Below are 21,253 nucleotides of genomic sequence, written 5' to 3'. Positions count from 1 at the left end.
AGGCGTGACATACGTGATCGCTTTGCCCTGCGTTGATGTGAAAGATCGCGCCTGCGTCGACGAGTGTCCGGTGGACTGCATTTATGAAGGCGACCGGATGCTGTATATCCACCCCGATGAGTGTGTGGACTGTGGCGCGTGCGAACCGGTGTGCCCGGTGGAGGCGATCTATTACGAAGATGATCTGCCCGACGAGTGGCAGGACTACTATCGCGCCAATGTTGAGTTCTTTGATGAGATCGGTTCGCCTGGTGGAGCGGCCAAGGTCGGTGTTATTCACCAGGACCACGATGTCGTCAAGGCACTTCCTCCGCAGGGAGACAGTTGACATTTTTGCCGAATGCGCAGCAGCGAGGACAACGGGCAAGATCAGTGCGATTCGTCAAAGAAATGCGCTTATCCTTAGCTGGTTCCACAGTGGGCTGTGGCGTTGACTAGGCTGTAAGGGCGATTCGGCCGCCCCGGGCCGGGACCGCGCCGCGGATCGCCACAGACGAATACCCTCGCAAGAGCACAACCAGGAGGAATGCGTGAGCGCAGCGGGAGATCGCCCCACGACGGCGAGCTTGACGATCGGTGACACGACAGCGGAATTCCCGGTGCTAGAGAGCACTGACGGACGCAGCAGCATCGATTTCTCGACGCTCACCCGACAGACCGGTCACACAGCCCTCGACTACGGCTTTGTCAACACTGCATCGACGCGGTCAGACATCACCTTCATTGACGGCGACGAAGGTATTTTGCGATATCGCGGTTATCCCATCGACCAGATCGCGAAGAACTGCAGTTACCTCGAGGTCGCATGGTTGCTCATTTACGGTGAGCTGCCTACCGCCGACGAACTGGGCGAATTTGACGAGCGCATCCGCCGTCATACTCTGCTGCACGAAGACCTCAAACACTTCTTCTCGGCTCTGCCACACACGGCTCACCCGATGTCGGTGCTGTCATCGGCGGTTGCGGCACTGTCGACGTACTACGAAAAGCAGTCCGACCCGCACAACCCTGAGCATGTAGAACTTAATACCATTCGCATGCTGGCCAAACTGCCGGTAATCGCCGCCTACGCTCACAAGAAGAGCATCGGGCAAGCATTTTTGTACCCCGACAACTCACTGAGCTTTGTTGATAACTTTCTCAAGCTGAACTTTGGTGTTTTAAGTGAGCCGTACGAGGTGAACCCCGTGATGTCTCGGGCCTTGGAACTGCTGCTTATTCTGCACGAAGACCATGAGCAGAACGCGTCGACGTCGACCGTACGTCTGGTGGGCTCGACAGGAGCCAACCAGTTTGCTTCGATTTCGGCGGGTATTCATGCGCTGTCCGGCCCCCTGCATGGCGGTGCGAATGAGGCCGTGCTCACCATGCTCGGCCAGATTCGTGAGTCGGGGCAGAGCGTTTCGCGGTTTGTCGAACGCGTGAAGAACAAAGAAGACGGCGTGAAGCTGATGGGCTTTGGTCACCGGGTTTATAAGAACTACGACCCGCGTGCCAAGCTCGTGAAAGAAGCAGCCGATGAGGTGCTTGCCTCTCTCGGCGTGAGCGATCCGCTCCTTGATCTCGCGAAGGAGCTTGAAGAAATTGCTCTTGCCGACGAGTATTTCCAAGAGCGGCGCCTGTACCCCAACGTTGACTTTTATACCGGGGTTATTTACAAGGCGATGGGTTTTCCCACGCGGATGTTTACGGTCTTGTTTGCCATCGGTCGTCTTCCCGGATGGCTGGCGCAGTGGCGCGAACTGCAACTTGACCCGCAGACGAAGATTGGCCGTCCGCAGCAGCTCTACACGGGGCCCGCTGAGCGACAGTTTCCTGCGCGCTAACCGTTGAGCACAAAGCTGGGCCACTGGCCGATCGCTGTGCGTATCGGTCTGGTGTATGTGTTGGCCCGTATCGTCACCACCCTGATGATGGTCGCGGCGACGGTGTTTGCGGTCGAGGGCACCCGTTTCGGACCGGATGCATCGCTTGCCGACTTTATTGTCGGATGGGATGCGCAGTGGTACTGGTGGGTGGCCGTGAATGGATATCCGACGGAACTGCCCACTCTGCCCAATGGGCGCGTGACAGAAAACGCCTGGGCATTTTTGCCCGTCTTTGCGTGGCTGGCCAAGATGCTGGGCGCGGTCGTTGGTAGCTGGGGTGCCGGTGCTTTCCTGATTTCTTTTGCTGCCGGGTATGCGGCGATGCTCATGCTGTACCGTCTCATGCTGCCCACGATTGGCTCTCGTGCTGCGCTATGGACGGTCGTGCTGGTCAGTAGCGGGCCACTGGCTGCTCTGTTCCAGGTGGGCTATGCCGAGTCTCTGGGGCTGTTGTTGTTGCTGGTGGGGCTGTGGGCTGTGCAGCGGCGTCGATGGTGGTGGCTCTATCTCGTTATTCCGGTGCTGGCTTTTACTCGGCCCGGGATCTTGGCTTTTGCACTGTTTCTTGGGCTGTATGGCGTTGTGCGCTGGTTTCAGCGTCACAAAGATCCACTTTTACGGTCGACTATCGTTCACCTGGTTGCAGCGGCAGGGTTGGCAACGGTGCTGGGTTTTGCCTGGCCTGTGATCGCCGGGGTTGTGACAGGAACCCCGGATGCTTATCTGCTCACGGAGCTGTCGTGGCGACGCAACTGGAGCCATACCGAGCCGCAGGCGTTCTTTCCCTTTGAGGGCTGGTTCATGGCTGCACGGTTCTGGTTGAGCCTGTGGGGGCTACCGCCGTGGCTGGGCGCGGTAGTTGTTATAGGGCTGTTCATAGGCACGGCCGCGCTGTTGTTTCTTCCACGCCGCGTGCGTGCTCTCGGCGTGGAGACGCGGCTGTGGAGTGCGAGTTATGCGCTGTATATTTTTGCGGTGTTCTACCCACAGTCCAGTACGCTTCGCTTGCTTTTTCCTCTGACGCCGTTGTGGGGCGCAGTCGTCGTTGATCGTTCACGCACGTGGCGAATCACGATGCTCGTGATCGTGGTGGCCGCACAGTGGCTGTGGATCTGGAACATGTATGCACTGGGCAACACCTTCTGGCGAGTCCCTTAATACGAGGTAAATGCGACGCGACTGCTCGCCCGCGCGCGGGGGTTTTTAAGGGCCTCTGGCTGTGAGTGCATGTCATTGTGTGGCAGGCTCGCGGCACAATCGCTGGAGTACCGGTAAACTTGACTCAGGACCACCGAGGAAAAGGAGCGCCGCGATGGCAGCGATGAAGCCGAGAACCGGAGACGGGCCGATGGAGGCCGTGAAGGAGGGGCGACTGATTATCGTTCGGGTTCCCCTTGAAGGCGGCGGCCGACTGGTCGTATCCGTCAACGATGCCGAGGCGAAGGAGCTTCACGACGTGCTCGGAGCCGTCGTCGACGCAGCCTGAGTTCCCGTAGCAGAAACTGCGAATTATGAGAAGGGCGGATGCTGATGCATCCGCCCTTTCGGCTTCTATGGCCCCGCAGAGTCGTCTAATCGGTGGGTGTGCGGCTGATGAGCTGCAGCAGCCCTTCGCCTACAGGAACAACAGAAGCGAGCACAGCCGCAGACTGCTGAGTCTCATGCACAAGAGAGCGATAGGCGCGGGTCGTTTCGTCGCGCTGTACGGGGTCTGCCGTTCGCCCGTTGGCGAGTATGCGGGGGATGAGCACGAGTCCGCCGGGCCGAACGAGCCGGAGCCCGTGACCAACGTAGTCAATAACGTTCTCGGCGTCGGCGTCGACGAAAACGATGTCGTACGCCGCATCGTTCATGCGCGGCAAAACTTCGGTCGCGCGCCCGGTAATCAAGCGCGTGCGCGTGGGAGCCACCTTGGCGTCGACGAAGGCCGCGCGGGCTGCCGCAAGGTGCTCGGGTTCTTTATCCATTGATGTCAGGATCGCTCGGGGAGCCCCCCGTAACAGCCACAGGCCAGAGACACCTGCTCCTGTGCCGATTTCGACGATGGAGCGGGCATCCATGGCAGCAGCCAAAATAGAGCAGTGTGCCCCTAATTCCGCACTAATGGGGGCGGCACCCAGTTCTACTGCGTGGGCGCGCGCCCGCGCAAACGCTACGGGCTCTACCGTCGCTTCACGCACATAGCGTGCGTTCGCATCATGCTCGCTCACAACGAGACTCCTCCGCTAGCGGGGCCGGTTACGACACTTTCTTCTAGCGTAAAGCCCCCCAATGTGTGCAGATGGCAGGCGCGGCGGTAGCCTGGAGACATGTTCTTTGGTCTCACGTTCGAAAAGCTTCTGGTCATCGGTGTGATCGCGGCTGTCATCGTGGGTCCTGAGCGCCTTCCCGCGGTGGCAGAGAAGTTTGCACGCTTCGTAAAAAGTGCGGCTGACTACATGCGTGGTGCGAAAGACCGCATGAAAGAAGAGTTTGGTTCTGAGCTGAACCAAGAAGACTGGCGCAAGCTTGATCCGCGCCAGTATGACCCGCGCCGCATCATTCGCGATGCACTACTCGACGACTCACCACCTCGGCGCCCAACAAACCCACCGGCTGGGGGGCTATCGGCCCCGGCACTCGGTGCTGCCGGTGCCGCGGGGGTTGCTGGGCTCGCTACTCTGGGTGCGCCGCCGGCAGCAGCATCCGAACCAATGATTTTTTCGGCCGAAGAGCCGCCACCCTTCGACAGCGAAGCGACCTGACGCCGGCTGTATCACGCTCGGGCCATGCAGCAGCGTTTAGCCGGCGCGACCGTTATGGACGGCAATCGGCAGATGGCGCTGAACGAGGTTGCGTCCCTGCGAGTCGAGCTGAGCGGCCAGGGCGATGATGGCGGCCGCTGTCGGGTTATCGGGGTGTGAACGCACCAGCGGTACGCCTGTGTCGCCACCCTGGCGCAGCGCGGGGTCGAGCGGAATCGAGGCCATGAGGGGTACGGGATTGTCGGGAGTGCTCAACTGTTCGGCAACGACGTGACCTCCTCCCTCGCCAAAGAGGTCGAGGGTCGTGCCGTCGGGCAGCACCATGGCCGACATGTTTTCGACGACGCCGAGAATACGCTGGCCTGTCTGGCGGGCCACGAGCCCGCTACGAATGGCGACGTCGGATGCCGCCGTCTGCGGAGTGGTGACAACCAGCACCTCGGCATGGGGCACAAGCTGACCCATGGATATGGCAATGTCTCCCGTGCCCGGCGGCATATCGATCAGGAGTACATCGAGGTCACCAAAGTGAACATCGGTGAGAAACTGCTGCAGGGTGCGGTGCAGCATCGGGCCGCGCCAGGCGACAACGTTGTCTCCCTCGCGAAGAAACATGCCGATGGAAATTGTTTTTACGTCGTATCCGACAGGAGGAAGCATGAGGTCATCAATGCGGGTGGGGTTCGGTGCATGACCGTTCTCATCCACCAGCCCGAGAAGTGCCGGTATCGAAAAGCCATGCACATCGGCGTCAATCAGCCCGACGCGGCGACCACGGGCAGCCAGCGCGACAGCCAGGTTCGCCGTGATCGACGACTTTCCGACGCCGCCCTTTCCGCTGGTCACAGCAATAATTCGGGTGAGGGTGTCGGGGCCGAACGCGGGAGTACGTGCGGGGCGGCCGGCGCGAAGCTTTTCGGTCAGGGCCTGCCTCTGTTCCGGCGTCATCACGGTCATTTCTAGCTCGACGTCGGTAACACCGATGACTCCGGATGCCGCGGCACGAACCTCATCTTCAATATGGCGTGCTGCCGGACACCCCACAATTGTCAGGGCTACGGTGACCTGGGCCGTGGTGCCGTACACATCGGCCCGATGCACCATGTCGAGTTCTCCGATAGGGCGACGCAGTTCTGGATCCATGACAGAACCGACTGCTGTGCGTACGGCTGCTGCGCCGGGTGTAGTGGATGCATGCATGGGTCAGACCTCCTACGACGAGTGTGCGCGGCGTGGCGGGTGTGCCGTCGAGCGCGTGACAGGTCGATATACCCAGCGTATCGCCGCGGCGCCGACCGACCGCGAGAAGTGTGAACTCTGGGGCGTCTGTGCCTGGGTGATCGCGGTGAATCTTTGCCTTATCGACAAACCAGCATGGGACAATAGAAGCATGAGTATGCAGAACCGAATGGGCAGCATCGGCGAAGTAGGCCAGACCGTCGCCGAGGTGCGCGAGTACGAGGCTGCTCAAAAGATCGTGTCGCAACTCATTGAGCATGAGGTTCCTGCTCGAGAAATCACCATCGTTGGTATTGGCGTGCGCACGATTGAACGAGTAACAGGCAAGCTTGGCTACGCTACAGCCGCGCGCTCGGGTGCTATCAACGGTATTCTCATCGGTCTCTTGCTCGCCGCGATTTTTGTCTTGGGTAATCCCGACGCCCAGATGCAGGTGTTCGTCGGAGTGCTGTTTGTCGGCATCGCCATGGGCATGATTCTCAGCCTTATTTCGTACGCCATTGTTCGCCGTCGTCGCGACTATGCCAGTGTGACGCAGTTGGCAGCCGACCACTACGAGGTCAAAGTCTTGCCATCATCGCTGACTTCTGCTCGTCAGGCTCTGGGTGCGGCGGCAGCGGCTGCACGCCCCGCACCGACCCCGGTCAACTGGAATGAGCCTCCGCAGTACGGCGAACGACTTCCGCAGCACCAGCCTGCCAGTGACCAGACCTTTCCGCAGCCTCCTCCCACACATCCCGCGACACCACCCGTCGAGCCTAGCTCTACGACGCCCGCAGGCGCAGAGCCCGTAGGAGCCGAGCCCACAGGAGTAGAGCCTGGCTCTGAGGCATCGCAGGACGCAGAAAGCGGCGAGGGCGAAAAGCCGTAGCTCTCCGCCCTCGCCGCAATCGGGTGCTGGGTTATCCGGTTACTTAGTCACGCGGCAACAGTCGTGCCATCCACGCTTCTACGTCATCGGCCGTTCGTGCGATGTCGGCCGAAAGGTTGATCGGTCCGTCATCGGTCATCAGAATGTCGTCTTCAATACGCACGCCGATACCGCGCAGTTCCTGGGGAACCGTCAGATCATCGATCTGAAAGTAGAGCCCCGGTTCAATCGTGAAGACCATGCCGGCTTCGATAATGCCGTCGTAATACATTTCACGGCGAGCCTGCGCACAGTCGTGCACGTCGATACCGAGATGGTGGCTTGTGCCGTGCACCATGTAGCGGCGGTGCTGACCGCCGCTGTCAGCGTTCAGGGCGTCCTCCGCCGAAACCGGAAGCAGCCCCCACTGTGCCACACGATCAGCGATGACCTCCATCGCTGCCTCATGCACGGTGCGGAACGGCACACCCACGCGCGCGGCAGCAAATGCCGCGTCGGCCGCATCGAGCACCGCTTGGTAAACACGGCGCTGCACGTCAGTGAACTTTCCGTTTACGGGCAACGTGCGGGTGATGTCTGCAGTGTAGAGCGAATCGAGTTCTACACCGGCGTCGATCAAAATAAGATCGCCGGGTACAACGGCACCATCGTTACGGGTCCAGTGAAGGTAGCAGGCACGAGGACCGGATGCCGCGATGGTGTCGTAACCCTCCCAGTTGCCGTCGCTGCGGGCACGCTGATGAAACACGGTTTCTACGATGCGTTCGCCGCGAGGATGCGCGATGGCGCGCGGCATTTCACGAATGATGTCATCAAAGCCGCGTGCTGTGACCTCGACGGCCAGTCGCATCTGTTCGACCTCAAAGTCATCTTTGACCAGGCGCAGCTCGGACACTGCTCGGGTCAGTTCGGCGTCGCTGTCGACGACGCGCTCGCCAGGCTGCGAAGAAAAGTCGGTCAGGTGAGCGGTTGTCACCGCGAGGTCGGCGGCAACGACATCGAGCGATGGGCGCGGCCCGATCCAGAACTCACCGACAGACGCGTCGCCATAAAACTCCGTCGTGGTGCGGTCGGCACGCTCGCGAAAGTACAGGGTGACGTCATGCCCCTCGGCAGTGGGTTCAAACACGAGAACCGAGTCGGGCTCGGCGTATGCTTCCCACCCGGTGAGGTGTGCGAACGCAGAGTGGGGCCGGAACGGGTAGTCGGTGTCGTTGCTGCGCTGCTTGAGCGAACCCGCCGGAATAACGAGCCGTTCGCCGGGGAACTGGGCCGAGAGCCGTTCACGCCGCGCGGCAGCAAACGGTGCTTGGGCACGGGCATCCGGAAGTGACTCGGGGCGTTCTGCCCAACCCTGCGAAATGGTGTCGAGGAAGCCCTGAGGAAAAGGCTGCCTGCGATTGGTGTTTGATGTAGCCCGATCGGCCTCGGCGATCGTGTCGCGCTCTCCCGTATTCATACCATCCAGTGTGACATGTTACTGCCGAGTATGGGCTCAACAGTGGCATCCGGATGCCACTTATAGCACTAGTCGGTGTGCGGATTCAGCTGCACGACAATGCCGCGATGGTCGCTGTGCGAGGCCGCGGGGTCGATGACAACCGAACCCACGGGTTCCCAGTGAGAGCTGGTCATGACGTGATCAATCGGAGCCCCCAGCAGTGCCGGAAAATCGGTGTGCCAGGTTCCGACCGAGCCGTTACCGGTGCGAGCGGCAGCATCGGTGCAGTAGCCCAGGTCTGCCCCCGCTATGCCCAGACCACGCATGTGGTCGAGGGTGGCGTTGAAATCTCCTGCAAGAATCACACTGGTTTCCGCCGGGCACTGGTCGGCCACCCATGCAAGATCATGCTGCCACTGGGTCATCTCAGCCATACGTGGTGCCACCGTATGGACCGCAACAACGGTCGGGCCGTTGCCATCGACCGGCATAGCCACGGCGCTCGGTACCGACAGCGTGTTGCTCGAGCCATCCGACGATGATTCGATGACCGAGTAGTCACCCAGATCGGGCGAAATAAGCAGCGTCGTCTGCCACGACTGCGGCCCATTATCGATATCGGGGTTGAACTGCACATGGTGCACCCACATGGGGTGACCCTGCTCGCGCAGCATCACCGCGATTTCTTCGCCGACCTCGGCAATCGTTTCGGGAAGCGCGACAATATCAACCTCTTCGTCAACGATCACCTGCGCGATGGTGTCGGCAGAAACCGCCTCGCCCGCGGTATTCCACGCTAGTACGCGAACGCTACCCTCCACTTTGTCGGGGAGTTCATCGGCACCGAGACCGCGGTTGACCATGATGAACGCTGAGGCCCCCGCACCAATGAGAGCAATAATGACAACCGATGCGGCAAACCCGCGAACAGGTTTTGCGGCACTGAGAAGTAAAAAGAAGATAGCAACGACGGCAAAAACCACGACGAGCAGACCTCGTGAGGCCACCAGCTGTGTGAACGGAAATACTTGCTCGACGCGAAAGAACGCAGGCCAGGTGACAACAGCGGTACCGATGGCAAAGAGTACCGAGATCAGAACGCCGAGGAGCCGAAACATCGACAACGAGCCTAGGCGAAGCGGCTGGGAGCAGCCTGCTCTGTTTCCGTGCCCCACTCGATACGCTACCGATATGGCAACTGATCTCGTGGGGCGTTTTTCAGGGCCGGCAGACCTTCATGCGCACTCGAACCACTCTGACGGCACCGAGTCGCCGGCGCGGGTTGTGCAGCAGATGCATAGCTATGGCGTGCGCACGATGGCTCTGACCGATCACGACCGTACGAGTGGGTGGCGCGAAGCTGCCGAGCAAGCGTCACAGCTGGGAATGACATTTATTCCGGGAATGGAACTGTCGGCGGCGCACGGATGGCGCAGTGTGCACGTGCTGGCCTATCTGTTTGACCCCGATGATCCCGCGCTGGCGACGGAGTGCCACAAGATACGTGATGACCGCTGGGGTCGTGCCGAGAGAATTGTTGGCAGAATTTCGCACGACTACGATCTCAGCTGGGATGACGTTGTGGCACAGGCGCGCGATGGCGCCACGATTGGCCGACCCCATATTGCTGACGCCCTCATCGCCCGACGAATTGTGCAGAACCGCGGCGAGGCATTCGATGGCATTCTGCATCCGCGACAGGGATACTACGAACCGCACTATGCTCCCGACCCACTGAGGGCTGTCCAACTGATTTCGGATGCTGGAGGTGTAGCGATCATCGCACACCCGGTGACCGCTGGGCGCGACCGGATGATGCCTCTTGAGTACTACGAGCAACTCATAGAGGCTGGCCTCGCAGGTGTCGAGATTGATCATCGTGAAAACACCGCGGAGGGCAAAAAGCTGCTGCGAGCGCTCGCCGCCGAACACGATTTGATCGTCACCGGGTCGAGCGACTATCACGGTTCAGGAAAACCGAACCGTCCGGGCGAGAACCTGACGAGTAACCCCATGGTGCAGCGCATTATTGATCGCGCGACAGGGTCCTCCGTGGTCTACCCAGACGGTTCCTCAGGCTAGGCGCCGGTCTCCGATGCCGTGGAACGGCGGCGGCGACGACGGCGCTGCGGCGGGGGAGTGCCATCGCTGTGTTCGCTGCCGCCACCATCATGGGTACCAGCGCCCTCCGCAGATGTCTGACGTGCTGGCGCTGAAGCCGACGCAGGAGCCGACTCGTGCGAATCTTCTGGCTGCGTGAAAGTGGCACCCACACTACGTTCTTCAGAGGCACGACGACGGCGGCGGCGGCGCTTGGTCGTGTCACCGGTTGCTTCCCGCTGCTCGGCGACCTTTGCCGCGCTTTCAGGTCGGCGAGTGCGACGCGCAGGACGCTCTGCCTTGGGTGCAGTCGTGAGTCGGCCTTTGGTTCCCTCGGGGATATTGAGATCCGAGAACAGGTGAGGGCTCGACGAATACGTTTCGATCGGCTCGGGCTGTCCAAAATCGAGAGCCCGATTAATCAGCGCCCACTTGTGGAGGTCTTCCCAGTCAACAAACGTCACCGCAATGCCGGTGCGTCCGGCACGGCCGGTGCGTCCGGCACGGTGCAGATACGTCTTTTCTTCATCAGGAATCGTGTGGTTGATCACGTGTGTGACATCGTCGACGTCGATACCGCGCGCTGCGACATCCGTAGCGATCAGCACGTCTTTTTTACCGGCTTTAAACGCTGCCATCGACCGCTCACGCTGGTCTTGCCCCATGTCGCCATGCACAGCCGCCGCGTTGAAACCACGATCGTTGAGCTCGTCAAGAAGCTTCTGCGCCGCGCGTTTGGTTCGGGTGAAGATCACCGTCTTCTCGCGGTCCTGCGCCTGCAGAATTCTTGCAATAACCTCATCTTTATCGAGCGAGTGGGCCCGGTACACCAGGTGTCGAATGTTCGCCTGTGTCAATCCCTCATCAGGATCATTCGCACGAATATGGATGGGGTTATTCATGAAGCGACGCGCGAGCGCAATAATTGGCCCCGGCATCGTCGCCGAAAAAAGTTGTGTGTGTCGTTGAGCCGGAACCTTCTGGAAAATCTTCTCAATATCAGCCAGGAAGCCGAGGTCAAGCATTTTGTCGGCCTCATCGAGAACAACCTCAGTTGCCTGCGACAGATCAAGCAGACGCTGCCCGGCGAGGTCAATGAGTCGACCCGGTGTGCCCACCACAATCTGGGCACCAGCCTTCAACTGCTCAATTTGTCCCTCATAAGCTTTGCCGCCGTAGATGGCAACAACGCTCGTCGATCGACCCGAGGTGAGCATGTCAATGTCTTCATACACCTGAACGGCAAGCTCGCGAGTGGGCACCACGATGAGCGCTTTAACACCGGGAGAAGGATTTGCTCCGAGACGCTGCACGACAGGAATACCGAAACCGAAGGTTTTGCCGGTACCTGTTTTTGCCTGCCCAATAATGTCTTGGCCAGGAAGACCCAGCGGAATCGTCTGCTCTTGAATAGGGAAAGCATCGACAATGCCGCGCGCAGAAAGCGCCTCCACAATGTCATGGTCAATGCCCAGATCGGCGAAAGTTGTCACAATAAAACTGCCTGTCCGGCGGCGGCCAGCCGCCTCGAAAATGGAATCCACGCCCTCTTCGATACACAGGCGCGGGGCTCCGATCCGACGCCGGAGCGGTTCTAGCGTACCGGAGGCATATGCGTGCATCCTGGTGCCGCTCCGCACAATAACGACGCAGCTCCGCACGAAAACAATACAGACGGGTAGGCTAATCGCGTGGTTTCCTGGTTCAAGAAGCGCCGTTCGCCCCGTCGACACCTTGTGTTGCGCACCCGGGGCGACACCGGAGGCGCCACCCGCGTTGACTTCGCCGAACTGGCACCCGACCTGTCGACGTTTCTCGGCCAGGCCGCGTACCTGCAACTCGGATACTTTGAAACGCTGACACGTGGCATCCGGGCTACCCCTGACCTCCACGAAAAAGATGTGCTGTCAGAAGCCGCGGCCGCCGCCTACACCAAGCACCGGGGCATTGTTGATCTCATTCGCGAGCAGGGCGAAGAACCAACAGAGGTCATGCTGCCCTTTCGTGAGCAGCTCGATGCTTTTCGACAAAAAACCATCGGTGTGCGACAGCAAGAGACACTGCTGTCTGTATATATAACAGCCGGGATGCTGGACGACTTTTATCTTGCACTAGCCGCAAGCTACGGCAAGGTCGGCGAGCAGGTAGCCGAAATACTCAGCGCTGCAGATGACCGCCAGGGCATAATCAGCATTATCCAGCGCACAATTGCCAGCGACGAACAGTGGCGCTCCCTGCTGTCTATGTGGGCGCGGCGTCTGGTAGGCGACACTATTTTGGTGGCGCGCACGGCGCTACGAACCCCGGCATTAGCGGGGCCCGACCAGGAGCGCGTCGAACCCGTGTTTACCGAGTTAATGGCTGCTCATGCACGCCGCATGGACGCAATGGGGCTGGCGGCCTAAAGCCCCATCGCTTGGCGCTGCTGGGCGTCACTGCGGCGTCGAACTGTCGTAAGAAGCAGGGTGGCCCCGGCGGTGACAGCTAGGCTTCCGCCCACCGACGCCAGCCACAACCACACGCTGCTCTCTGCAACCCCGAGCCACTGCATGATGGTGTACGTGGCTGCAGCCAGGGCTGTTGCCAGCGCCGGGGCAACAGCCCTGCCACGAAGCAGACGCCCCGGCAAAAGAAAATGCAGGGCGACGCCGAGAGAGCACGCTGCAATGATGGCCAGCAGAATGTACATAACGGCTCAGCGGTTATGCGACAAAGCCGACGCGACGCGACTCTTCGCTGCCGAGTTCGACAAAGCCAATGTGTGCTGTCGGCACAATGTAAGTAGCACCCTTGGTGTCGGTCAGCGTGATGTGCGGCGCGCCTCTTTCTAGCGCCTCAGCAACATTTGCTTGAACATCTGCTGCTGTCTGGCTCGTTTCGAAGTTCAGTTCGCGGCCAGAGTTGATGATGCCGATGCGGATCTCCACGCGTGCTCTCCTTTTGTTGGCGATACGCCACAACTCTACCTGTCGCGAGCAGGGAGGATCCGCGGTGGTGTTCGGGATGTCAGACCTGCGCACTACCGTTGATGTTATGCAAGCAGATGCTCGTCAGCGCGACGTTATTGACGCTGCCTCCACGGCCTCGGCGGTGGTGATTGGTGCTCCCGGCACGGGGAAGACCCATGCACTGGTTGAACGTGTCGTGCGATTGATTGACTCCGGTGAAGTGGGGGTTGACGAAGTTCTTGTCTTGACCACAAGTCGGCACGCGGCAACGGCATTGCGCGACCGGATCGGCAGCCGCATCGCAGCGGCCACACCGGGCCCGTTAGCGCGGTCACTCGGCTCTTTTGCTTTTGCTGTGGTGCGTGCTGAGGCGGCGCGCCGAGGAGAAGAACCGCCCGCTCTTCTGACGGGGGCAGATCAAGACAGAATTATTGCCGAGCTGCTTGCGGGCGACGCCGAAGACGAGCAGCGCGGTCAGCTGCGCTGGCCAGAAAACCTGGGGAAGGTCGTGCGCGACTCGCGCGACTTTCGTTCCGAGCTCCGTGCATTTATGGCGCAGTGCGCAGAACTATCGGTTAGCGACACCGAGTTGCGGGCAGCAGGGAACGACGCATGGCGTGCCGTTGCTGACTTCACTCATGACTACCGCGCGGTTCTTGACCGACTGCGCAGCGCTCACCGCGATGCTGCCGAACTCCTCACGGAGGCTGCGACCGTGCTTCGCTCGGGCGCGGCCGGGCCTTTCGACCACATCAGGGTGGTGCTGGTTGATGACGCGCAAGAACTGACCCGCGGCGGCGTCGCGGTCGTCGAGGCGCTGATGCAGAAAAACGTGGCTGTCATGGCATTCGGAGACCCCGATATTTCTTCCGGGGCGTTTCGTGGTGTTTCGGCTGAGCTTTTCGCTGAACTGGCCGATATTCTTCGCGAGACCTATGTGTTGGAAAATGCCCATCGGCAAACACCGCAGCTGATGGCTCTGACCCGGCAAGTGACATCGACCATTGGCGCGGCAGGTCGCATTGATCATCGTCGCCCGCCCGAGCATGAGCCGACAGAAAGGTCGGAGAACGGCAGTATCGCAACGCTCATTGCCGACTCGCCACATGACGAGATCGATGCGATTGCTGGGCAGCTGCGCCGCTGGCACCTCGACAGCGGCATTCCCTGGGATGCCATGGCGGTGGTAGCGCACGATACGCGTCAAATTATTCAGCTCGAACGCGAGCTAGCCGCGCGGGAAGTGCCCACACGAGCCGAGGGAGTGCAGAGCCCCATAGGCAGTGAGCCCATTGTGCAAGACATCCTGGGTGTTATACGTCTAGCACTGACCGAACCCAATGATCGTGATGTCGACGACCTGCAGGCAGCACTGCGTTCCCCCTTCGGCGGGCTTGATGGCGTCGGGCTCCGACGCTTGCGTGCCCGGCTGCGCCAAGCCGAACTGCGCGACAACGGCAGTTCATCGGCGCGTGTACTGCTCATACAGGCGATGGCCGCCCCTGCACAGCTCACACTGATCGATGCTCCGGAGGCGCGCGCAGCAGAAAGGTTTGCCCGCCTCCTCGCCGATCTGCGCAGTGCTGTGCGCGACGGTGAAACCATCCATGAGCTGCTGTGGCTGGTGTGGAACAAAGCCCGAACAATGCACGGTCAATCGCTGGCGCAGACCTGGCATCGCGAAGCCGCTCAGCCCGCGGGACGAGAAACAGCTCACGCGCTGGACGCTCTTGTTGCCCTATTTGGCGCGGCCAAGAGGTTTACCGAGCGCTATCCCGACGAGGGGCCGCAACCATTTATCCACCAGATTCTTGATAGCGAGGTACCCGAAGACACGCTTGCGGCACCGCTACGCGGCGGCTCCGTTGCCCTGATGACACCAGCGACAGCACTCGGAACAGAGTACGACGCGGTGGTCGTGGCGGGAGTGAACGATGGTGTGTGGCCGAACGTGCGCCTGCGTAGCGAGCTGTTGCAATCATGGCGTCTGGCCGACGCCATACACGCGGCACGCAGCAGCCAACCCGATATCGCCAGCGACGTCGTTGACCGACGCCGACTTGCTATGTACGACGAGCTGCGACTCTTTGTGCGTGCCGTCTCACGTGCGAGGCGCTATCTGCTCGTCACCGCCACAAGTGATGACGACCACGCCGCGAGCGTATTTTTTCGTTTCTTACCCGACCCGTTGCCGTCGACAGCCGAGTTTTCGGGCACCGACGGGCATCCGTTGACACTTCGCGGTCTCGTTTCGCTTCACCGGCGCACCCTCACCACCTCGAACGATCCACAGCAGCGCCGTCATGCTGCCGAACAGCTCGCCGTGCTCGCGCGTGAGCTCGTGCCGGGCGCAGACCCGTCGGAGTGGTATGGCCTTGCGCCGACAACGACGCACACGCCTCTGCACGACCTTGGCGAAGACAGCGTCAGGGTATCGCCGTCGCAACTGGAACGATTTGAAAGGTGCGCACTCGACTGGGCGATCCGGTCTCTCGGTGGCGAAGTGTCGTCGTCAGCAGCCGGAATCGGAACCATTGTGCACGCGGCCATGGAAAAGGCTCCCGCCGGCAATCTGCAAGAACTCACCGAGGTTCTTGACGAGCGCTGGGGAGAACTTGAGTTCGAAGCGCGCTGGCAAGAACAGTCCCAGAGACGTTGGGCCGAACTTCTTGTGCAGCGCCTGCACTTTTACCTTGACCGTGCACATCGAGAAAACGTACATGTGGCGGGCCATGAGATTCGATTCCGGATCGACGTCGATCTTGAAGGAGACAAGCCCCGAGTGCGCGGATCTCGCGTGCTCACACCCGAGGGAACATGGCTTTCTCTCGCACCCGGCGCGAACGAAACATCGACGGATGACACTCACGGTGAGAGCCGACCACGAGCCCGCGCCACCATCTCGGGCTCGATGGATCGTGTTGAACTCTACGGTCCGCACAATGGCGAAGACCTCCCTGCAGGGTCGGGGTCGCGCCGAGCCGTCGTCATCGACCTGAAAACCGGGCGGAGCGAAAACAGTTTCGGCGCCGACACGATCGCTGAACACGCTCAACTTGCCGCCTACCAGCTGGCGTACCGGGCTGGGCTCGGTGAGCACCTGGCCTCCGACGACACCGAACTTGCCGGCGCACGCCTGGTTGTGCTGTCGAAAACGCTGAAGGGCTCAAACTACCGGATTGCGCACCAGCAGCCCATGTCTGACAGCGGCGAAGAAGAATTTCTGCAGCGCATCGCCCGTGTGGCACACGGTATGGCCAGCAGTATTTTCGCAGCCAATATCGACCAGCACTGTACGAGTGACCGCTATGCGGTCTGCACCATTCACACGATTAAAGCGGTGAGCTCATCATGACGAATACGCCCACTCCAACCCCGGCATGGTCGGGAAACGGAGGGCTGAGCGCCAGCGATGTTGCTATTGCTCTTGGCCTTCCACAGCCCACACAGCAGCAGGAGGCGGTGATCGAAGCGCCCCCGGTACCCACGCTGGTTGTTGCCGGCGCGGGTAGCGGAAAAACCGAAACCATGGCGGGGCGCGTCGTGTGGCTCGTCGCAAACGGACACGTGCGTCGAGACCAGGTGCTGGGCCTCACGTTTACCCGCAAAGCCGCGGGAGAGCTGGCAGAGAGAATCGAACGCCGCCTGGCGCGCATCGATGAATATGCGCAGCGCGGGCTTCTCGCCCACCTTCCTGAACTCGCCCGCAGCGGAGAGCTCGACAGCATCGACCACCATGACACCGGTATCCGGATGCAGCAGCTCACGGCAATCGCGCGCCGCTACAGCACATCCGACAAGGCCACGACGGTCGCTGCTGACGCGCTGCTCGTGCGCCCCCATGTATCGACCTACAACGCCTTTGCCGATGCTCTCGTGCGCGACAATGCAGCCTATATAGGTCGTGACCCTGAAGCAGGGATGCTCAGCGGCGCTGCATCGTGGCTGATCGCACGTGAAATCGTGATCGACTCCGATGAAACATTGCTGGCAGAAAAAGACTATGCACTCTCGAGCCTGGTCGACGCAGTAATCACGCTCGCTTCCGAGGCGCTCGACCACCACACCGACCTGGCAACAATTGAAAAGTTCGCGGCAACAACCGCTGAGCAACTGCAAGAATTTACCAATCCTGCCCTGCAGTCGCCCGGCGACATTGAACGTGCACACACAGCAGTGGAAGCGCTCGCTCTTCTTGCGCGGCTCGCGCGCACCTATGGCGCGACAAAGCAGGCACTGTCAGTGCTTGATTTTGCCGACCAGGTCTCGGGAGCACTACAGGCTATCCACGCGCGGCCATCGATCATGGCGGAGTACCGCGACCAGTACCGCATTGTGCTGCTCGACGAATATCAAGACACCTCCGTGCTGCAGACAGAGCTACTGTCAACGCTCTTCTCCGATACCGCCGTCATGGCCGTGGGCGACCCCCATCAGTCCATCTACGGCTGGCGAGGAGCCAGCGCCGACAACCTGGCCACCTTTGCTGAAGCCTTTAGCCGCGAAACACCCGCCGCACGCCACGACCTCACCGTCAGCTGGCGCAACGATCGCGCTATTCTCACCGCGGCAAACGCGCTCCTCGCCCCGGCCGGAACCCACAGCTCCCTCACCGTCGAACCCCTCCAACCACGCCCCGGCGCTGACCGCGGCCGCATCGACTGGGTCTATAGCGAAACCGTCGACAATGAGGCAGATGAGGTAGCAGCATGGTTTCAGCAACAGCGGGCCGAACATGCGGCATCCGGCACCAGCAAACCCCACACCGGGGCCATACTTTTTCGAGCCAAAAAACACATGGCCGTCTTTGCTGAAGCCCTCGAAAGACACGGTGTACCGCACAGAGTATTGGGATTAGGTGGCCTTATTCACACTCCGGAGGTCACCGACATCGTGGCTGTTCTGCGCGTCATCGACGACCCCACGCAAGGCTCATCGCTCCTGCGGATACTCGCCGGCCCCCGCTTTGCCATGGGGGTTGCCGACCTTGCCGCACTGGAAAGCCTTGCCCGCCATCTGGCCCGGCGCGACGAATCACTCCAGCCACTCGGCGAAGACCTTGCCGCACGACTGCGGGCATCGGCGGGCACCGATGAGCAGGGATCGATTATCGACGCGCTCGATGTTCTTCGGTCACTGCCTGCGCACTATCAACTGCTGAAGAACTTCTCTCCAGACGGGCACACGAGGCTCATCGAGGCAAGCGAAATGTTTGCTCGTCTTCGTCGCACTGCCATGCAGGTGAGTATTCCCGAGTTGCTGCGCTCTGTCGAAGCCGAGCTGCGGCTGGATATCGAGCTGATGGCCAACGAAACACGCGGTCATCCGCGGAACGCACTGGTGCATGTGAGGGCGTTTGCCGATGAAGTCCGTGGATTCCTCGACGTATCCCCGCGCGGCAACCTCAACGCACTTTTGGCGTGGCTTGATCGCGCCGAACAGGCTGATGAACTTATTCCGCGGCCAGAACCACCCGAGCCCGGGGTCGTGCAACTGCTCACGGTCCACGGCTCGAAAGGTTTGGAGTGGGACGCCGTGGCCGTACCCCGCATGGTAAAAGATGAGATCCCCCAGAAACCTCAATCAACCATGGGTTGGCTAAGTCTGGGCCGACTACCGCACCGTTTTCGTGGCGATTACCGGGCGTTGCCGGATATTGATTTGCACATCGATACGAGCACAACAGTCAAAGATTTGCGCGGCCGCCTCACTCAGTACAAGACGGCGATGAAAACATACCTCCTGGAAGAAGAACGCCGGCTCGCCTATGTGGCTATCACCCGTGCGCGTAGCAATTTGCTGCTCAGCGGTTCGTGGTGGGCAGGCCAGAGCAAACCTCGCACGCCCAGCAGCTACAGCCACGAAATAGCGGTAGCTGTCGGGCTGCCCAGCGATCATCCCGCGAGCCCAGAGAGCACGGCGAGCCCCGAAAACACCGACAACCCGTACTCGCACTCGGCCGAAACCCTGAACTGGCCGATTGATGCTCTGGGCCAGCGCCGACGCAGCGTAGAAGACGCAGCACACCAGGTATACCAGGCCCAGCAGTTAGAGAGTGAGCAGCCACAGAAATCGTACGAGCCCACACCGGCCCTGCGGCGATTGCTGGCCGAACGCGACTCGCGTCGTGCCCGACCTGCGGCATCGGCACCCACCCGTGTTCCCGCATCACGGTTCAAAGACTATGTGACCGATTACGCCGCAACCGTCGAATCGATCTATCGACCAATGCCCGAAAAACCGTACCGACAAACCCGGCTAGGAACCCTGTTCCACGCATGGGTTGAGCATCGCTCAGGCATGACCGGTGCCAGCACCACGCTCGACGATGCACTGTGGGAACACGACGACGACACCGCCGACGGAGGAGCACTCACCGCGGCTGACGCCGAACAGCTTCAGCAACTGCAGAACACTTTTGAACAGTCACCGTGGGCGCACCTGCAACCGATCTCGGTCGAAGAAGAAATCAACTTCGCGCTGCATACCGGCACCGAGTCGCACATTGTCATTTGCAAACTCGACGCGGTCTACCGTCGAAACGGCCGCATCGAAATCGTGGACTGGAAGACAGGTCAGCCACCACGCTCACAAGAAGAAAAAGACGACCGGATGCTGCAGCTAGCCCTGTACCGGCTCGCCTACCACCGCCGCTACGGCATCCCTATGGACGACATCGACGTTGTGCTGTACTACGTCGGCGACGACATTACGGTGCGTGCCGACCGCGACTATTCAGAGGACGAGTTAGTCCAGCGCTGGATCGCCGCGCGGGCGGCACGCTGAGCCTCCGCAGCATCCGGATTATCTGCATCGTCGGCGCCTATGTTGTCGGCACCGGTATGCGTATCCGCGTCGGCAGCGGATTCCTCAGACTCGTCGGCATCCGACTGCTCGGCAACAGGGCCGGTGTCGCTGGGGGAGTGTGGGACAGCAGCGGTATCGCTGTCGTCGAGCGGCTGCGTGTGCGTTGACGGCGTGAGCATAAGATCACCCGGATCATAGGCATCGGTCTGCATCGAAGTATCTACCATCGGTGTCGGTGTGGCAGGCACACGGTCAAGGGCATCCAGTGCATCATCAACACTCGACGACCGCACGGCGCGCGGAATCAACTCATCATCACGCACACCGTCGGCGAGCGAATCAAGAAGCTGCGCGGCGTCGTCGATAACCTCCTGCTTGCGCGTCTCGACACCGTGAATAAGCCAGCGGGCAAAATCGAGTTCGGCTGCGAGACGAGCACGGGTTGCCAGGGCGGCATCCGGAGTACGCAGCGCAGCCGCAGCATAGGCGGCGTGCACATCGTCTGCGGCTTCAGGAGCCGTCGACAACCAGGCGAGGTCGACTGCTGGATCGCCGATCGACAGGCCATGCCACCCGACCAAACCCTGCACCTGTGGGCCGGCCTCGGCGTCGTCACGGTACACGAAGGTGTGCGCCTGCGCACCGCCCAGTGTCACAGTGGATTCAAACTGCCACAGGTCATCGCGCTCAACAGCTTCACGCCACCGCACAATCAGTCGCGCAGAAACATGACCGGTGGCAGCTGCGCGATCAATAAGATCGGCGACCGCCTTGCGCACCTCGGAAGGGTTACGCTCGGGCAAACCTGCACTGCGAACCACCGACGGTGGAAGCGTATGCACGGCCGCTAAAGCAGCACCAGCCGACTCGGCAGCACCACGACCCGGAGGAATATCGGCAGCGTCAACCTGAAAACCATCAATGAGACTGACAACAATGCAGCGGTCGGTACCGACAAGAGCTTCACCAAGAAACTCCGGAATTTGCAGCGGCAGCATCGACCGTGCTCCCGCTGTGAGCGCGCGCAGCGCCAAAGACTCACTGGCCAGCTCTGCCGCCGTCTCATCGTCTGTTGCAACCCTGATTACTGCCTCGCTACCATCGGCCAGGGTGACCACGGCAGAATCAAAACGCCCATCGCTGTGCGATGTGAGAGCGCGGGCACCAGTAACCTCGGTGCCGGGCACAGCTGCTGTCACGGCCGCGGCTAGAGTGAAGGGTGATCGAGCCATGCA

Annotated in this window: 18 protein-coding genes; 10 read left to right on the top strand and 8 right to left on the bottom strand. The window is 60.8% G+C overall.

The annotated features are described in order from the left end of the window. Positions 1 to 4: 4 nt before the first annotated feature. The 4 genes from fdxA (at position 5) to ACQUSW_RS08730 (ending at position 3,354) form a co-directional block, all read left to right on the top strand. Positions 5 to 328, top strand: a complete 324-nt coding sequence (gene fdxA, locus ACQUSW_RS08745) for a ferredoxin (protein WP_428931916.1) — start codon at positions 5 to 7, stop codon at positions 326 to 328. Between the two features lie 202 nt (positions 329 to 530). Further along, positions 531 to 1,826 carry a citrate synthase gene (locus ACQUSW_RS08740; RefSeq protein ID WP_428931915.1) on the top strand — a complete coding sequence of 432 codons (1,296 nt, stop codon included), beginning with the start codon at positions 531 to 533 and terminating at the stop codon, positions 1,824 to 1,826. A 3-nt stretch (positions 1,827 to 1,829) separates the two neighbouring features. Next, positions 1,830 to 3,026: a hypothetical protein gene (locus ACQUSW_RS08735; protein ID WP_428931914.1), complete on the top strand. Its 1,197-nt coding sequence runs from the start codon at positions 1,830 to 1,832 to the stop codon at positions 3,024 to 3,026. Positions 3,027 to 3,180: 154 nt separating this feature from the next. Next, positions 3,181 to 3,354 carry a DUF3117 domain-containing protein gene (locus ACQUSW_RS08730; RefSeq protein ID WP_179430231.1) on the top strand — a complete coding sequence of 58 codons (174 nt, stop codon included), beginning with the start codon at positions 3,181 to 3,183 and terminating at the stop codon, positions 3,352 to 3,354. 85 nt (positions 3,355 to 3,439) lie between these two features. Here ACQUSW_RS08730 and ACQUSW_RS08725 read toward each other — a convergent pair whose 3' ends face one another. Continuing rightward, complete coding sequence (locus ACQUSW_RS08725; RefSeq protein ID WP_428931913.1) at positions 3,440 to 4,078, bottom strand: O-methyltransferase; 639 nt, start codon at positions 4,076 to 4,078, stop codon at positions 3,440 to 3,442. Between the two features lie 99 nt (positions 4,079 to 4,177). Here ACQUSW_RS08725 and ACQUSW_RS08720 point away from each other — a divergent pair, with 99 nt between their 5' ends. After that, entirely contained in the window at positions 4,178 to 4,612 is a 435-nt protein-coding gene (locus ACQUSW_RS08720; RefSeq protein ID WP_428931912.1) for a twin-arginine translocase TatA/TatE family subunit, read from the top strand. A 36-nt stretch (positions 4,613 to 4,648) separates the two neighbouring features. Here ACQUSW_RS08720 and ACQUSW_RS08715 read toward each other — a convergent pair whose 3' ends face one another. Then, positions 4,649 to 5,812, bottom strand: coding sequence for an Mrp/NBP35 family ATP-binding protein (locus ACQUSW_RS08715; protein ID WP_428931911.1), 1,164 nt, complete (start codon positions 5,810 to 5,812; stop codon positions 4,649 to 4,651). 190 nt (positions 5,813 to 6,002) lie between these two features. Between ACQUSW_RS08715 and ACQUSW_RS08710 the strand changes: the two genes are divergently transcribed. Then, positions 6,003 to 6,722 (top strand): YflT domain-containing protein, encoded by a 720-nt coding sequence (locus ACQUSW_RS08710; RefSeq protein ID WP_428931910.1) that lies wholly within the window; start codon positions 6,003 to 6,005, stop codon positions 6,720 to 6,722. 43 nt (positions 6,723 to 6,765) lie between these two features. On the opposite strand, the gene ACQUSW_RS08705 is transcribed toward ACQUSW_RS08710, so the two are convergent. Both ACQUSW_RS08705 and ACQUSW_RS08700 read right to left on the bottom strand, forming a co-directional pair. After that, positions 6,766 to 8,181 (bottom strand): aminopeptidase P family protein, encoded by a 1,416-nt coding sequence (locus ACQUSW_RS08705; RefSeq protein WP_428931909.1) that lies wholly within the window; start codon positions 8,179 to 8,181, stop codon positions 6,766 to 6,768. Positions 8,182 to 8,249: 68 nt separating this feature from the next. Beyond that, entirely contained in the window at positions 8,250 to 9,281 is a 1,032-nt protein-coding gene (locus ACQUSW_RS08700; RefSeq protein WP_428931908.1) for an endonuclease/exonuclease/phosphatase family protein, read from the bottom strand. A gap of 73 nt (positions 9,282 to 9,354) precedes the next feature. Between ACQUSW_RS08700 and ACQUSW_RS08695 the strand changes: the two genes are divergently transcribed. After that, entirely contained in the window at positions 9,355 to 10,245 is an 891-nt protein-coding gene (locus ACQUSW_RS08695; protein WP_428931907.1) for a PHP domain-containing protein, read from the top strand. On the opposite strand, the gene ACQUSW_RS08690 is transcribed toward ACQUSW_RS08695, so the two are convergent. Beyond that, positions 10,242 to 11,756 carry a DEAD/DEAH box helicase gene (locus tag ACQUSW_RS08690; RefSeq protein ID WP_428932257.1) on the bottom strand — a complete coding sequence of 505 codons (1,515 nt, stop codon included), beginning with the start codon at positions 11,754 to 11,756 and terminating at the stop codon, positions 10,242 to 10,244. The genes ACQUSW_RS08695 and ACQUSW_RS08690 overlap by 4 nt on opposite strands. 198 nt (positions 11,757 to 11,954) lie before the next feature. Here ACQUSW_RS08690 and ACQUSW_RS08685 point away from each other — a divergent pair, with 198 nt between their 5' ends. Continuing rightward, entirely contained in the window at positions 11,955 to 12,668 is a 714-nt protein-coding gene (locus tag ACQUSW_RS08685; RefSeq protein ID WP_428931906.1) for a ferritin-like fold-containing protein, read from the top strand. On the opposite strand, the gene ACQUSW_RS08680 is transcribed toward ACQUSW_RS08685, so the two are convergent. Together ACQUSW_RS08680 and ACQUSW_RS08675 are read right to left on the bottom strand one after the other, a co-directional pair. Further along, the gene (locus ACQUSW_RS08680) at positions 12,665 to 12,952 is read right to left on the bottom strand and encodes a hypothetical protein (RefSeq protein ID WP_428931905.1); all 288 of its coding nucleotides are present in this window, start codon (positions 12,950 to 12,952) and stop codon (positions 12,665 to 12,667) included. The genes ACQUSW_RS08685 and ACQUSW_RS08680 overlap by 4 nt on opposite strands. A gap of 13 nt (positions 12,953 to 12,965) precedes the next feature. Continuing rightward, positions 12,966 to 13,190: a DUF3107 domain-containing protein gene (locus tag ACQUSW_RS08675; protein WP_428931904.1), complete on the bottom strand. Its 225-nt coding sequence runs from the start codon at positions 13,188 to 13,190 to the stop codon at positions 12,966 to 12,968. Positions 13,191 to 13,266: 76 nt separating this feature from the next. On the opposite strand from ACQUSW_RS08675, the gene ACQUSW_RS08670 reads away from it, so the two are divergent. Next, the gene (locus ACQUSW_RS08670; protein ID WP_428931903.1) at positions 13,267 to 16,566 is read left to right on the top strand and encodes an ATP-dependent helicase; all 3,300 of its coding nucleotides are present in this window, start codon (positions 13,267 to 13,269) and stop codon (positions 16,564 to 16,566) included. Continuing rightward, the gene (locus ACQUSW_RS08665) at positions 16,563 to 19,997 is read left to right on the top strand and encodes an ATP-dependent helicase (RefSeq protein WP_428931902.1); all 3,435 of its coding nucleotides are present in this window, start codon (positions 16,563 to 16,565) and stop codon (positions 19,995 to 19,997) included. The genes ACQUSW_RS08670 and ACQUSW_RS08665 overlap by 4 nt, the downstream gene beginning before the upstream one ends. Here ACQUSW_RS08665 and ACQUSW_RS08660 read toward each other — a convergent pair. Next, on the bottom strand, positions 19,943 to 21,250 hold the full coding sequence (locus tag ACQUSW_RS08660) for a phosphotransferase (protein ID WP_428931901.1): 1,308 nt from the start codon (positions 21,248 to 21,250) through the stop codon (positions 19,943 to 19,945). The genes ACQUSW_RS08665 and ACQUSW_RS08660 overlap by 55 nt on opposite strands. Positions 21,251 to 21,253 lie beyond the last annotated feature (3 nt).

The sequence above is a fragment of the Microbacterium luticellae genome (assembly GCF_050408645.1).
GTDB lineage: Bacteria > Actinomycetota > Actinomycetes > Actinomycetales > Microbacteriaceae > Microbacterium.
This window is presented reverse-complemented; position numbering and strand designations above follow the sequence as displayed.

Excerpts from the sequence above, each read along its gene's own strand:
- ACQUSW_RS08730 (WP_179430231.1), top strand. The coding sequence starts at position 3,181 with ATGGCAGCGATGAAGCCGAGAACCGGAGACGGGCCGATGGAGGCCGTG.
- ACQUSW_RS08720 (WP_428931912.1), top strand. The coding sequence starts at position 4,178 with ATGTTCTTTGGTCTCACGTTCGAAAAGCTTCTGGTCATCGGTGTGATC.
- ACQUSW_RS08715 (WP_428931911.1), bottom strand. The coding sequence starts at position 5,812 with ATGCATGCATCCACTACACCCGGCGCAGCAGCCGTACGCACAGCAGTC.
- ACQUSW_RS08710 (WP_428931910.1), top strand. The coding sequence starts at position 6,003 with ATGAGTATGCAGAACCGAATGGGCAGCATCGGCGAAGTAGGCCAGACC.
- ACQUSW_RS08705 (WP_428931909.1), bottom strand. The coding sequence starts at position 8,181 with ATGAATACGGGAGAGCGCGACACGATCGCCGAGGCCGATCGGGCTACA.
- ACQUSW_RS08700 (WP_428931908.1), bottom strand. The coding sequence starts at position 9,281 with ATGTTTCGGCTCCTCGGCGTTCTGATCTCGGTACTCTTTGCCATCGGT.
- ACQUSW_RS08695 (WP_428931907.1), top strand. The coding sequence starts at position 9,355 with ATGGCAACTGATCTCGTGGGGCGTTTTTCAGGGCCGGCAGACCTTCAT.
- ACQUSW_RS08680 (WP_428931905.1), bottom strand. The coding sequence starts at position 12,952 with ATGTACATTCTGCTGGCCATCATTGCAGCGTGCTCTCTCGGCGTCGCC.
- ACQUSW_RS08670 (WP_428931903.1), top strand. The coding sequence starts at position 13,267 with ATGTCAGACCTGCGCACTACCGTTGATGTTATGCAAGCAGATGCTCGT.
- ACQUSW_RS08665 (WP_428931902.1), top strand. The coding sequence starts at position 16,563 with ATGACGAATACGCCCACTCCAACCCCGGCATGGTCGGGAAACGGAGGG.
- ACQUSW_RS08660 (WP_428931901.1), bottom strand. The coding sequence starts at position 21,250 with ATGGCTCGATCACCCTTCACTCTAGCCGCGGCCGTGACAGCAGCTGTG.